10 protein-coding genes, 1 tRNA gene and 1 other RNA gene are annotated in these 13,206 nt (G+C 58.3%); 7 read left to right on the top strand and 5 right to left on the bottom strand.

Annotated elements, in window-relative coordinates; all coding sequences use genetic code 11:
* The first annotated feature begins 139 nt into the window (after window positions 1-139).
* Window positions 140-595, top strand: coding sequence for a hypothetical protein (locus tag ACN082_RS08275; protein ID WP_419100388.1), 456 nt, complete (start codon window positions 140-142; stop codon window positions 593-595).
* A 7-nt stretch (window positions 596-602) separates the two neighbouring features.
* On the opposite strand, the gene ACN082_RS08270 is transcribed toward ACN082_RS08275, so the two are convergent.
* On the bottom strand, window positions 603-1,283 hold the full coding sequence (locus tag ACN082_RS08270) for a queuosine precursor transporter (protein WP_419100387.1): 681 nt from the start codon (window positions 1,281-1,283) through the stop codon (window positions 603-605).
* 278 nt (window positions 1,284-1,561) lie between these two features.
* Here ACN082_RS08270 and ACN082_RS08265 point away from each other — a divergent pair, with 278 nt between their 5' ends.
* The gene (locus ACN082_RS08265) at window positions 1,562-2,230 is read left to right on the top strand and encodes a TetR/AcrR family transcriptional regulator (protein WP_419100386.1); all 669 of its coding nucleotides are present in this window, start codon (window positions 1,562-1,564) and stop codon (window positions 2,228-2,230) included.
* 233 nt (window positions 2,231-2,463) lie between these two features.
* On the opposite strand, the gene ACN082_RS08260 is transcribed toward ACN082_RS08265, so the two are convergent.
* The 3 genes from ACN082_RS08260 to ACN082_RS08250 form a co-directional block, all read right to left on the bottom strand.
* Window positions 2,464-2,793, bottom strand: a complete 330-nt coding sequence (locus ACN082_RS08260; protein WP_419100385.1) for a type II toxin-antitoxin system VapB family antitoxin — start codon at window positions 2,791-2,793, stop codon at window positions 2,464-2,466.
* 68 nt (window positions 2,794-2,861) lie between these two features.
* On the bottom strand, window positions 2,862-5,156 hold the full coding sequence (locus ACN082_RS08255) for a S8 family serine peptidase (protein WP_419100384.1): 2,295 nt from the start codon (window positions 5,154-5,156) through the stop codon (window positions 2,862-2,864).
* Window positions 5,157-5,559: 403 nt separating this feature from the next.
* A tRNA-Ser gene (locus tag ACN082_RS08250) sits at window positions 5,560-5,644 on the bottom strand.
* A 161-nt stretch (window positions 5,645-5,805) separates the two neighbouring features.
* On the opposite strand from ACN082_RS08250, the gene ffs reads away from it, so the two are divergent.
* Window positions 5,806-5,902, top strand: an RNA gene (gene ffs / locus ACN082_RS08245) — signal recognition particle sRNA small type.
* A 9-nt stretch (window positions 5,903-5,911) separates the two neighbouring features.
* Here ffs and ACN082_RS08240 read toward each other — a convergent pair.
* A complete protein-coding gene (locus ACN082_RS08240; RefSeq protein WP_419100383.1) occupies window positions 5,912-6,379 on the bottom strand; it encodes a MarR family winged helix-turn-helix transcriptional regulator in 468 nt (155 codons plus the stop codon).
* A gap of 225 nt (window positions 6,380-6,604) precedes the next feature.
* Between ACN082_RS08240 and hchA the strand changes: the two genes are divergently transcribed.
* The 4 genes from hchA to ACN082_RS08220 all read left to right on the top strand — a co-directional run bounded on the left by hchA (window position 6,605) and on the right by ACN082_RS08220 (window position 12,917).
* Window positions 6,605-7,459 carry a glyoxalase III HchA gene (gene hchA, locus ACN082_RS08235; RefSeq protein ID WP_419100382.1) on the top strand — a complete coding sequence of 285 codons (855 nt, stop codon included), beginning with the start codon at window positions 6,605-6,607 and terminating at the stop codon, window positions 7,457-7,459.
* Window positions 7,460-7,703: 244 nt separating this feature from the next.
* Window positions 7,704-10,394 carry a DNA polymerase III subunit gamma and tau gene (locus ACN082_RS08230; RefSeq protein WP_419100381.1) on the top strand — a complete coding sequence of 897 codons (2,691 nt, stop codon included), beginning with the start codon at window positions 7,704-7,706 and terminating at the stop codon, window positions 10,392-10,394.
* 12 nt (window positions 10,395-10,406) lie between these two features.
* The gene (gene recR / locus ACN082_RS08225) at window positions 10,407-11,486 is read left to right on the top strand and encodes a recombination mediator RecR (RefSeq protein WP_419100380.1); all 1,080 of its coding nucleotides are present in this window, start codon (window positions 10,407-10,409) and stop codon (window positions 11,484-11,486) included.
* 138 nt (window positions 11,487-11,624) lie between these two features.
* Window positions 11,625-12,917, top strand: a complete 1,293-nt coding sequence (locus ACN082_RS08220; protein WP_419100379.1) for an aspartate kinase — start codon at window positions 11,625-11,627, stop codon at window positions 12,915-12,917.
* Window positions 12,918-13,206: the final 289 nt, after the last annotated feature.

The raw sequence follows: 13,206 nt of genomic DNA, 5'->3' as shown, positions 1-13,206 counted from the left end.
ACAGCACAGTGGGGGCTGGTACTACCGCAGGGACAATCGTGCATCAGGGAAAGACATACTATGCACGTCTACACCCACCTACGATAACCCTTAATTGCGGAGTCTAAGCATGTTTAGACTGCTGAAGCAGCTAGTCAGAATGGTGGCCTGTGAGGATGGAAAACCACCACCGATTCTGCCCCTTTTTGGCAGGGGCCCTTTTCAAGGGGCAGACGCGAGCGTCCAACTGGTCTTTATTGGGGACTTCACTTCTAACTACAATCCGATTGTGGGAGTTGTTGCCGATGAAGCCACTGCCCTAAAGCTTTTTCACCGCCACCCAGAACATAAGATTTCCTGGGAAAAAATTGCTGTTTCGGATGCAATCGAGATGCCTGCTCCAGACTCCCCTCTGTGGGTACTCATTCAGGGTGGCCCATTTAGCCCCACAGCATATTCCAGCCCTTCACCGGTCGCCGCCTATGCAGATAGGGGCAGAGCTATCGAGGAAATAGCCCGCAGAGAAGAGTTATACGGGGAGGAATTTCTGCTCTGCTGCCTCCCCCTGGGCACCATTGATTTAACAGCGCCAGACTGGTCTTATACCGGGTCTTAGAGTACCCCTAAGCCTGCACCCCGTAGGTGGGCTCGTGACGCTTGAACCAGGCAATGACCGGGTAGGTGACAGGGAGCAGGACGAACTCAATAGCGCACTTGTAGATGTAGCCGACCACCACGTAGTTCATAAAGTCGCCAAAACTTGTAATTCCAATAATGGGTGCCGCAATAGCACAGAAAATGAGGGTATCTGCCAGTTCGCCAACCAGGGTGGAACCCATGAGCCGGCCCCAGAGGTGCCTACCGCCGGTTGCCGCTTTGAGCTTGACCAGCACCCAGGAGTTAAGGGTCTGCCCCACCAGGAAGCCCAGCAGGGAACCGGCCAGAATCTGAGGAACAGGCCCCAGCACACTTTCAAGAGCGCTCTGATTCTCGTAGAAATCTGCAACCGGTAGCGCAATGAGGATCCAGAAGGAGGCCGCAGCTACAGCGGCAGCCACAAAACTGGTAACGATGGCGCGGCGTGCCAGCCTGAAGCCGTAAACCTCACTGATGACATCACCCAGCACATAGGCCAGGGGAAAAAGGAAGAAGCCTCCGTCGGTAATGATGGGGCCAAAGGTCACACCCTTGGTTGCCCCAATGTTGGAGAGGATAAAGACCACGCAGGTTGCCGCCAGGAGCAGGTCGTAGTAGGTGCGGGTTGGGCGGGCGTAGCCGGTATCGCCGGGTGCGGGTGTAGACACAGTTTTCCCCTGGATTATCTTGAGTTGAGTTCGAGTGTGCCCACCTGCCACCTGGGCCATCAGTATTTTACACTAAAGGTGGTGGCGCCCGCCCTGCATGAGGCTGCTGAGAGTGAGCCTGCGAGCCTAGCTCACCCCGGTGCCCTGACCCGGTCTTTTTTTTGGGGGGGGCATCCTGTGGGGTGGAGGTTGAGGTCATGGCCGACTGTTTTCTGACGTTTTTGAGCCGCCGGTCGCCCCTGATAGGTTTTGGTGACATTTTAGAGTAAGGTGTCAGTATGCCCAGAATTTCAGCCGCAACGAATGCCGCCCAGCGCGAGAACACTAAACGCGCCATCCTCGACTCCTTCGGCCGCCTGCTCTATGAGCGGGGCCTGCCAGGGCTCACCATGACCCATGTTGCTAAGAACGCAGGTATTGGGCGCACGGCTGTCTATAACTATTTTGCCGATATGGGTGAGCTTCTGATTGCCTATGCCCTCGATGAGACCGAGCGTTTCTTAACTGACTTGCGTGAGGCTCTTGCTGGCCTTGAGAACCCCATCGACCAGCTTGCCGTCTATGTGCGACTGCAGATTGAAGACCTTTCCCGGCGGCATATGCCCCCGGGGCCAGCCATGCGATCGGTACTTTCTCCTGACGCTTTCGCTAAGCTAGGTGCCCATGTGCGCGAATTGCAGATGGTGCTTGCCGGTATCCTCTCGAGCGCTATTGAGCGTGGCTACCTGCCGGATAACGATATTCAGGAGCTGGCTCAGCTTGTTCATGGGTCGCTGTCCTCTACGGCTGACCGTACTGAGGATGCGGCCAGCAACGATGCCCGCGAGCGCCATATTGAGCATACGATTCGTTTTATTCAGCTTGGCTTGGGTGCTCGTTTTGATGAGCTGGGGCGGCCTATCCGTTTGGACGGCTCCCCCGATGTGCATCTGGTAGAGGCTTCCTAAAAATTTTTCTCTGGGTAGGGGTCACCTCCTTTTATGGGAGGTGGCCCTTTTGTCTGCGCTCATGTTTGCTGGTGCGCTGCAGCCAGGGCGCAAGCAAGCGGGTTCACGGCCTGACTTAAACCCGCAGTTGGGGTGCCTGCTAGCTGGCTCGGGGCTGGCCTTTAAGGGGTGCTAGCGGTGCACCCCCCCCAACTTGGGCCCTGCGTTAAACCCGCCCCGCCCGCAGGGAATGATTAGCTGTCAGCATTAGCCAGTAGCCCCGGTGCGAATCCGTCAAGATCCAGGACGCGGGCGTACATGACCGCGCGGCGTTGGAGCGCCGTACGCAGGGCGCGGTGTACGCCGTCTTCCAGATAGAGCTCACCCTGGTAGCGCACTACATGGGGGAAGAGATCACCATAGAAGGTGGAGTCTTCGGCCAGAAGGGTTTCGAGGTTGAGGTTCTTTTGGGTGGTGATGAGGCGGTCAAGGCGCACCTGGGAGGGCGCTATAGAGCCCCAGCTGCGCTGGGTGAGGCCGTGGTCGGGGTAGGGGCGGGTATCGCCGACGCCTTTGAAAATCATGAACCTATTCTAAGCGTCCTGACCGCTGCTACCGGCGCACTCGTCCACTCTAGGGTGGGCGCTAGGTATTAGGATTCCCAGATACCGCGTTTGGCAGACCAGTTGATTGTTTTTCCGCCGCTGAACTTGACGCTCACGACCCCGTTGACAGCCGGTCCCTCATTCTCGAGTGGGAAGCCGTACCCGGTGGTGTAGCCATTGTGGAGCCAGTGATAGTAGATGGCACCTGTGGAGTTGAGGCTGTGAGCCCCGGTTTGGGGTGACCAGAAGATTGCGGTTTCCGTGCCCTTGCGGTGGCGGAAGTAGGTGACGGCTCCGCCGGGCAGGGCGAGTTCGTCGGTGGCGGGGAACCCGTAGCTGTCGATGTGTCCCTTTGCTACCCAGAGTGCGAAGATTGCCCCCCTGTGGTTGAGGGCGTGGGAGCCGGTGTAGGGGGACCAGTAGGTTGCTGTGTAGGTGTTGCCGTTACGGAAGTAGAGTTTGGCGCCGTCACCGAAGGCAGTTTCGTCGATAGTGGGAAAGCCGTACCCGTAGACGTGACCTGATTCGACCCATTTGTAGTAGAGCCCGCCTCTGTGGTTCATGCTGTGGGCCCCTGTTTGGGGTGACCAGAAGACAGCGGTGTAGGAGTTACCGTTGCGGAAGTGTTGTTTTGCACCGTGGCCGATAGGTTCTTCGTCGATAGTGGGGTACCCGTAGCCCCATTCGTAGTGGGCCTGGCGGAAGCGCGCGCCGATGGCTCCTGGCCAGAAAATGGTGTGGGCGCCGGTAGCTTCGGTCCAGTAGATAGTGCGGCTGCGGGCGAAGTTTTGGACGGCTCCACCGAGCCTGGTGGGGAATTCGTTGCCGGTGGGTTTTCCGTAGACTGCTTGGCCACCGGTGGCGTAGTAGTGGGCGCCAATAGCGCCGATGAGGCTGTAGCCGCTCCCGGCGGCTTCTACTGCGGCTGCGGTGTTGAGGAAGGGGTAGCCCTTGATCCAGCCGCCGTTCTTGGTTCTGAGGATTGACCGGATCTGTTCGATGGTCAGTGAGGGGTTGCGCTCTTTCATGAGGGCGATGGTTCCGCTGACGTGGGGTGCGGCCATGGAGGTTCCGCTCAGGTAGCCGTAGGAGGGGCCACCTGGGTCGGTGGGGCCGCTGTTGTAGGTGGAGATAACGCTCCCATTTGAGGCACCGCCGGGGGCAAGGATGTCGAGGCGGTGGCCCCAGTTGGAGTAGCCGGCCATGATTTTGCCTTTGCCGGTTGCGCCCACGACGATGCCGCCTGAGCAGTTAGCCGGGGTTGCCCCTGCTGCATTGATTGCGCTGTTGCCGGCTGAGATGACGATGGGGACGTTGCGGGCGGCGGCGCGGTTGATAGCGTCTTGGAGGATCTGGGGGCAGGTACCCATGTTGATGGCTTCGGAGAAGTTCACGACGTCTGCGGGGGTGGGGTTGGGCGGTGCGCCCTTGACCGGCACACCCGCGCTCCACATGAGCCCGGCGGCGTAGTCGGAGATGTAGCTGCGTCCGTATTGGCCCATGACTCTGGTGTGCTGGATTTTGGCGTCGGGGGCTACACCGGCTATGCCTATGCCGTTGCTGGTTTTTGCGGCGGCGATTCCGGCGACGTGGATTCCGTGCCAGAGGGAGTAAGAGCCGGGGTACCAGTCGCCGGGGTCGGTGGGGTCCGGGTCCCAGCCGTCACCGTCTTTTGAATAGTCCCGGCTGACGAAGTCGTAGCCGGGGATTTCTTGCGGGGTGAGGTCGGGGTGGTAGCGGGTGCCTTCATCGGCTATGCCGATGATAATCCCCTTGCCTGTCGCCAGGTTCCAGGCCGCCGGTACCTTGGCTTCGCGCATATTCCATTGTTGGTCCCAGTAAGGGTCTCTGGGTGGGTTGCCGGGGTGGGCGGCGGCTATGTTTTTGACGCGCAGGTCGGGTTCGGCGGAAAGGATGTCGGGGCGACTTTCGAGTTCTTGGATCAGTGCTTTTTGTTCGTGGGCGTCCAGGTCGTGGCTGAGGTGGATAACGGCTGTACCGTCAATAATCTCGCGGGTATTTTCTGCCTGGAGAGTGTCTGCCAACGGGCTTTGTTCGACTTCTTCGCGGGCAATGGCTTGCTGTTGGGTGGGTGCGACGTGCGGTGTGAAACGGACGATGATTTGATCGGTGGTTTCTTCGACCCTTGATTCTTGCAGGACACTTCGCTCGGCGTGCTCACCGCCGGTCAGGGTGGGGTCCCCGGGCAGGTAGCTGGCTGTTTCGTTGGGGGGTGTGGGCTCGGCCTGCGCGGGCAGTGCGGGGGTGAGCGAAAAGAGTAAGACGAGGGGCAGGAGGCACCGCTTGTGGTGGCGCTCAGCCCGGCGGGTGAGGGGGAACATGGGGGTCCTGTCACGAGAATGTGTATTCGGTAATTTGAATTGTATCGGTCGCGCTACTATCCCCCGCTGGAGGTCTATATCGAAACTTAGCTTAAGGTCATTAAGACCCTATGAAGATATGCGGCCTTCTCCCCTTGCCGGTCGCTTCCAAGCTCACGGCAGAAAAACAACTATGACATCATCATGACGTTCTCTTACCAGCGAATTTTCGCTGGGTCTCTTCTCGGGGCGTACTCCCTTTGAAAAAGCCTTCTTCCCTAGGCTCAGGCTCCTCCAGGTGGCAGTCAGCATGGTCACCTTTGAGGGGTGGATGAGCGGCGCAGGCCGGGGTCAGCATTTTGGGTGTGCATGTTTTGGGCAGATAAAAAGCCGGTCTCATCAAGTGGGCGATGAGACCGGCTAGCGGAGGATGGGGGATTTGAACCCCCGAGGGCGTGAACCCAACACGCGTTCCAGGCGTGCGCCATAGGCCGCTAGGCGAATCCTCCAGGTGTCTTGCTTTAGCTACAGCGAACCGTAGCTTCACGAAAGCGAACAGATACGAGCATACCCCACACAACCCACTAACGCAACACGGGCACCTCTTACCGGGAGGCTAAGGCCAGCAGAGAGCGCTTTGCCATCTACCCCGCAGGTGCGCTACAGTAGATGAAGCCCCTTACGTGGCGTTATCTTGGAGAACTCCCCCAGGGCCGGAAGGCAGCAAGGGTATCTGGGCTCTGACGGGTGCGTAGGGGGTCTTTTTATGCCCACATTTAGTGTTCTGACCGAAAAGCCACAGCGATATTACTCAAGAGGTAGCGGAATATCCGGCTGTCGTCAGGGCTCAGCCCCGCAAAGAAAACCTCTTCCGCCTGCCGTAAAGGTTGCTGGGTTTCTTCAACAAGAGTTCTTCCCTGGGGGGTTGCTTCAACGATTCGGATTCTTCTATCCTCACTGGATACCTGTTTTTCCGCCAGCCCAGCGCGGCATAAATCTTCAATAACATAAGTGAGAACTGTACGGTCAATACCCAGGTAGGCTGCAAGCTCATTCTGTCTAGCAACGCGATAGTGCACCACGGTATATAGAAGCTGATACCCCCGTATACCTCTCGGAAATTGTGCGAACAAGGGCTCAACCAGTAAGCGATACCGGTCGAATGCACTACTAAGTGCCCACCCCAAATCGCAGGGCTGGTCGACTGAAATGGGGTATAGGTCCCGTGCTGGCTGTATGTGCATTGGTTCTCTCTCGGGAGCTTCTACTGAGGGGTGAATGAAGCGGTATTCCCTCTCAACTCTATCTGCACCGGGGTGGCTTACCAGCACTAGAACATGTCTTTCTTAGCACAGGGGCGCCCTCTACGGTGGGGCCAGAAAGCTTGCTTTAAGTGCAGGGAAGGTCTAGAGTCAAAATATGTTGTAGAGCAACATATTTTTTTATTACTCCCCACCGAAAGTAAAACCATGAACGACATCAGCAACCTCCCCACCCCAGACTCAGCAGAAGATAACGCTTTCTTCCCCTCTCCCTACTCACTGAGCCAGTACACCGCAGCAACCACTGACTTCGATGAGCTCTACAGCCCCGCCAAGGTCGCCCCCGGAACCAAAGTTCTCGTCATCGGCACCGAAGAACGCTACATGCTCATGCAGAACGGGGCCATGTTCTCTACCGGCAACCACCCGGTAGAAACCCTCCTACCGCTACACCACATGGTCCAAGCCGGAGCAGAGATTGAAGTAGCCACCCTCACCGGCGCACCCGTCAAGCTAGAATGGTGGGCTTTCCCCCAGGAGGATCAGGCCATCGCCTCCACCTGGAATAAGCTCAAAGAGCAGATGAAACAACCCCGGCGACTCTCAGATCTTCTAGCAGAGAAGAACACATACGCAGCGCTTTTCATCCCCGGTGGGCACGGAGCCATGCTCAATATTCCAGAATCCACAGATGTCCAAGAAGCGCTTGATCGCGCCCTGGCAGAGGATCAACTCATCGTCTCCCTCTGCCACGGCCCCGCTGGCTTCCTTGCCGCTGGAATCAACCGTGAACGTAACCCCTTTGCCGGCTACAGTATGTGCGTCTTTCCCGATGAACTAGACGCCGGAGCTAACATTAATATCGGATACCTTCCCGGTAAGATGCCCTGGGCCTTGGGTGAGGCTCTCTCCAATGCAGGAATCAACATCGTTAACGACTCAATGAGCGGTTTGGTCCACCAGGATCGTAACCTCATTACAGGGGACAGCCCTCTGGCCTCAAATGAGCTTGGCAAAGTCGTTGTTAAGAACCTGCTCGAACGCTATCCGTCAGCTGAATAAGTAACCCCCCACACACGCCCGTTTGGCTGTTCAGAGTTCAGCTTTTACAGCTTGTCTTTGAGCCCCTGGAGAGTTTTTTATTAGGGTATGGAGCGGTTCACCTCTTAGGTGAACCGCTCCACGCGGTTTCTAAGAATGTCAGCCACCCCTACTAGACTGTTAAAAACAGTTCCCCCGCTGGTTCTGTATCTGCCCGGACCTGCACGGTTGGGCTCAGCTGTTAGCACTCGAATGAAGGTTTAATGTGAGCACTGCCCTCTACCGCCGTTACCGCCCGGAGTCCTTTGCCGACGTCATCGGGCAAGAGCATGTGACCCTACCTCTCATGACTGCCCTCGAAAAGAACCGGGTCAATCACGCCTACCTGTTCTCGGGGCCGCGCGGGTGCGGTAAGACTACCTCAGCCCGTATCCTTGCCCGCTGCCTCAACTGCGCGCAGGGGCCAACACCCACTCCCTGCGGGGAATGTCAATCGTGCCGCGATCTTTCCCGTGACGGTGGCGGGTCACTCGATGTGATCGAGATGGACGCGGCCAGCCACGGCGGTGTAGACCACGCCCGAGACCTGCGCGAGAGAGCCACTTTCGCCCCGGTGCGTGACCGCTACAAGATTTTTATTATCGATGAAGCCCACATGGTGACCAGGGAGGGCTTTAATGCCCTCCTAAAGATTGTGGAAGAGCCACCGGCTCACATTAAGTTTATTTTTGCGACCACCGAACCTAACAAGGTGCTAGGCACTATCCGCTCCCGCACCCACCACTACCCTTTCCGGCTGGTACCACCCCAAATTCTGGGCCAATACCTGAGTAAGCTCTGCTCAGAAGAGGGCGTGCAGGTAGCTGAGGGGGTCATCCCGCTCGTAGTGCGTGCCGGTGGTGGCTCGGTGCGCGACTCGCTCTCCATTCTGGACCAGCTCATGGCCGGTGCCTCTAGTGAGCAGGGCATTACCTACGATTTGGCCGTTGCCCTCCTTGGCTTTACCCACGGTGAGCTACTTGATGAGGTTGTAGATGCTTTCGCTGGCGGTGAGGCCGCCCAGGTTTTTGCATCGGTGGATCGGGTGATTCAGACCGGTCAGGACCCCCGCCGTTTTGTGGAGGACCTACTTGAGCGCTTCCGCGACCTGATTATTGTCAAAGCTGTTCCCGACACCGCCGGTTCCATTCTGCGCGGCCTTGCAGCTGACCAGCTAGAACGCATGAGAGCGCAGGCCAAGAAGCTTGGCTCTGCCGAACTTTCGCGCGCCGCAGACCTTACCAACGAGGCCCTGAACGAGATGGGCGGGGCGATGAACCCCCAACTCCACTTAGAACTGCTCTGCGCCCGTATCCTGCTCACCTCGGGCGACCAGAGCCTTGGTGCTCTAGCGGCCCGCCTAGAACGCTTGGAAGGCAAAATAGCTTCTAGCCCGCAGGCTACACCCACCCAGGGGGCACCGGGTAGGCAGGGTACTCAAACAGGGCAGTCGTTAAAGCACCCGATGCCCGCTGCCTCAGGCCCCACAGCGCAAGAGCAGGGTTCCGGCCCGTCCGCGAGCGCTCCGGCTACCCAGAGCTCTTCTGCTACCGAGCAGGCACCTAAACCCCTAGCAAGTGCGCCCTTTGCCGGCGCTCCCCTAGCTGGTAAGCCACTAGCTGCCCCTCCCCTGAGGGCCCCGGCACAGCCCCCGGTCGGGGTTCCGGCACAGGCCCCGGTCGGGGTTCCGGCACAGGCCCAGCCTGCAACCCAAACGAGCGCACCGGCCCCCACCAAGGCTCCCCTAGCAGCGGCAACCACCGGTGAAAACACGGTCAACCTGGTACTCAATTCCTGGTCCGATATTCTTAGCCAGGTGCCTTCCTCTCTGGCCCGTGCCCAGTTTGCCCAATGCCAGCCGGTGCGTTTTGAAAACGGTTCCCTCTTCCTGCTAGCTGAGCTACCCGTGCTTAAGTCCGTCAAGGACTACCTACCTCAGCTCCAGCAGGCACTTCTCAACGTGCTGGGCTTACAGGTTCAGTTGCGTGGTGAAATCAAGCGTCCGGGCGGAGGGTCAGCACCACCCACCAAGCCCACACCCACCAAGCCCACACCCAGCGGCCCGGTTCCTCATCAGCCCTCCCCGGAGCCGTCACAGGATCCGACCTCACAAGCAATGCCGCTGCCACCAGAAAATACAGAGCGCCCCGATCTTCCTGCCCAGGGGCAGAACCAGGGGCTAGCTTCCCCACCACCGGTTGAGCTAGCCCAGGGACCCCGCGGTGGCGACCAGGCCTGGGAGGCCCACGGCCAGCCGCTCTCAGACCAGCCCCCCTCATGGAGTCCCGATGATTGGAGCGCCCCGGTAACCTCCTGGAACGTGGCGGCAATTCCCAGCGAAGACCAGCAGGTTCCCGCCCAAGAAGAAGCCGCAGGCTCTGCGGAAACCCCCCACAGCCCCCACCTGCGCGTCATCGAAGGTGATGCTGATCCCGTAGAAATCGCTAAGGCTCAGCACCCCTCCCAGGGCGCACATGAACGCAACGCCTTTGCGGTAGCGCCCCAAAGGCAGGAAGACCCTGAGGTTGCGCCCACCCCCGAGCAGGAACCGGAAGACCCGGACGAGCCCTCCACTGGCTTTGCCCCTGCGAGACCGGCAGTAGCACCGCTGGCTCCACAGGCAGCAGCCCAGGCAACGGTCCAGCCCCAAGAGCAGACACCCGCTCCTGCCGAGCAAGGCCAGCATCAGACACAAGAACGCAAGCTGTCTTTCCGGGAACGTCACGCAGCACAAATAGCCGCAGGTAAGCAGGCCCTTACTCAGTCCCAGCAGCAAGCCCCGGTAGAAGAAGCAGAAGACTTCACCCCCAGCGACGACGATGCCGCCCTCGAATCTGCCGTCCTCATTGGGCAGAAGGCTGTTGAAAAAATACTGGGTGGAAAAGTTATTGACGAACAGCCCCTGCACCAGGGCTAGCAAGGAGTTTTTGTGTACGAAAGTGCCGTCCAGAACCTAATTGATGAGCTTGGCCGGCTACCCGGAGTGGGCCCTAAATCGGCCCAGCGCATTGCCTTCTACATCTTGAACTCCGATGCCAGTGAGATGGCTAAACTGACCGATGCTATCGCCCGAGTTAAGAAGACCGTGAGCTTCTGTCAAATCTGCGGGAACGTCTCGGAAACCAAGCTGTGCGCTATCTGCCGGGACGAGCAGCGTGACCCCGCGATCCTCTGCGTTGTAGAGGAGTCCAAGGACGTGGTCGCGGTGGAACGCACCCGCTCCTTTACCGGCCGCTACCATGTGCTGGGCGGTTCTATTAACCCTATGGCCGGTATTGGCCCTGAGCAGTTGCGAATCCGTGAGCTGGTGGCCCGCCTTTCCGATGAGCGTATTAGCGAGCTGATTCTGGCTATGGACCCCAATCTTGAGGGTGAGGCCACGGCAACCTACCTATCCCGCCTGCTGGTGCCTATCGGCATTAGGGTTTCGCGGTTGGCCTCCGGCCTGCCGGTGGGTGGCGACCTTGAGTACGCCGATGAGATTACTCTGGGTCGTGCTTTGGAGGGGCGCCGCATTATCAGTGAGGGCAACCGGGCTGAGACCGCCAACCCTGCCGAGGACTTCCAGGCCGCTCTTGAGGCTGAAGCCCAGCAGGCACAAGCTACCCCGCAAACTAAGGCTCCCCGTGCCCGCTGGTCGGGATCAATGTTTGAAGACCTTGATGCAGAGAAGACCAGCGCACCGGAGCAGGCTCAGGAGCCAGCCCATGCGCCCGCTCAGCCCGGCGCAGAAGCACCGGTCCAAGCCCAGCAGGGGGATTTGAACGAGGTTCTGCTCAGCCAGGAGGTTGCGGCTATCCCCGGTGACCTCTCGCCAGAAGAGCGAGCCGAACGTCTAGCAGCAGCTGCCTTTGAGGCTGAAGACGGCCAGCCTGATGAGGGCCTGACTGAAGAACGCCAGGAGGCCTACCAATCCAAGCTCGAAGAGCTCAAGAAAACTCCCCTACGTACAGTAGCGCCCAAGGTTCCTCCGATTCCCGGTAAAACCTACGTTAACCCCTGGGTCTAAGCGAATCATTACGGGCTTTATGTCATACGGCTTCACGATGGGTAGGAGTTTCACCCTGGGTGCTGTGGGCACGTAAGATTGTTCTAGCTGGATCAAAAACCCCTATCACATCACGCACCTGTACTGGAGATAATTCAAATGAGTCTGATTGTCCAAAAATTCGGTGGATCCTCTGTCGCTGATGCCCAAGGCGTCAAACGTGTTGCCCGCCGGATTGTGGATACACACAAGGCAGGCAATGACGTTGTTGTAGTTGTTTCCGCGATGGGTGATACCACCGATGAGCTCCTCGACCTTGCCGCCGAAGTTTCCCCCGGTGCCGGCCCCTCCCGCGAGATGGATATGCTCCTGACCGCCGGTGAGCGTATCTCTATGGCGGTGCTGGCAATGGCTATTAATGATCTGGGTGCTAAGGCGCAGTCCTTTACCGGCTCCCAGGCTGGCATGATTACCGACGGCGTTCATGGTGCCGCCCGCCTGGTTGAGGTTAACCCCCAGCGGATCCAGGAGTCTATTGACCTGGGCAATATCGCCATTGTTGCGGGCTTCCAGGGTATGAACCGCGACAGCCGCGACATCACAACCCTGGGCCGTGGCGGTTCGGACACTACCGCCGTAGCACTAGCAGCAGCGCTCAAGGCCGATGTCTGCGAAATCTACTCCGATGTGGACGGTGTCTTTACCGCCGACCCCCGAATCGTCCCCACAGCCCATAAGCTCGATACCGTCACCAGCGAAGAGATGCTAGAACTTGCCGCTAACGGTGCCAAGATTTTGCACCTGCGCTCGGTCGAGTACGCCCGCCGCTTTAACCTGAAACTTCACGTCCGTTCGTCCTTCTCTGATCTTGAAGGTACTATCGTCATTCCCGATGCCCCGGACGGCTTTGAACACACTACTAAGGAGATTCCTTTGGAACAGCCCCTCATTTCCGGCGTTGCCCACGACCGTTCGCAGGCTAAGATCACCGTAGTGGGTGTGCCGGATGTTCCCGGTTCAGCGGCCCAGCTCTTTGGTTTCTTGAACGAAGAGCAGATTAACCTGGACATGATTGTTCAGAATGTGCCCACTGACCGCCCAAACGTCACTGACATTACCTTTACCCTGGATCAGGCGCAGGGCCGCCAGGCTCTTGAACTGCTGGAGGCCCGCAAGGCTGAGCTGGGCTTTGAGGCGGTGGAGTACGATGAGGCCGTTGGCAAGCTCTCCTTGGTGGGTGCCGGCATGAAGGCTAACTCGGGTGTCTCTTTCAAGTTCTTTGAGGCCCTGAGCAAGGCCGGGGTTAACGTCCAGATGATTTCTACCTCCGAGATTCGTATCTCGGTTATCACCGAGCTGGAGAAGCTGGATGAGGCTGTGAGTGCTGTGCACAGCGCCTTTGGTTTGGATGCTGAAGGTGAAGCTACCGTCTACGGTGGCACCGGCCGCTAATTTCTTGCGGCCCCTTGTCTTGGAGCCCCGGCCTGAGCAGTGTCCCCGCTGGTCAAGCCGGGGCTCTTCGAAGAGCAAGGCTGCGCTAGCTTTTGTTACGGATGGGTCCGGCCGAGTATCCGACCTTGTTAGAAGGCACTTAAGGCCCTATTTGCAACAAACCGTTTGTTTTTTCAACAAATTTTAAACATATCTACAAAATCTTTATCCAATAATCCCATATAAACAACCATTATCGCCTCTGACAAGGGGAAATGTATCTATATTACTCATGAGTAGATAGACTTCA

Origin of the sequence: Rothia sp. CCM 9417 (assembly GCF_048513575.1) — a bacterium.
GTDB lineage: Bacteria > Actinomycetota > Actinomycetes > Actinomycetales > Micrococcaceae > Rothia.
This window is presented reverse-complemented; position numbering and strand designations above follow the sequence as displayed.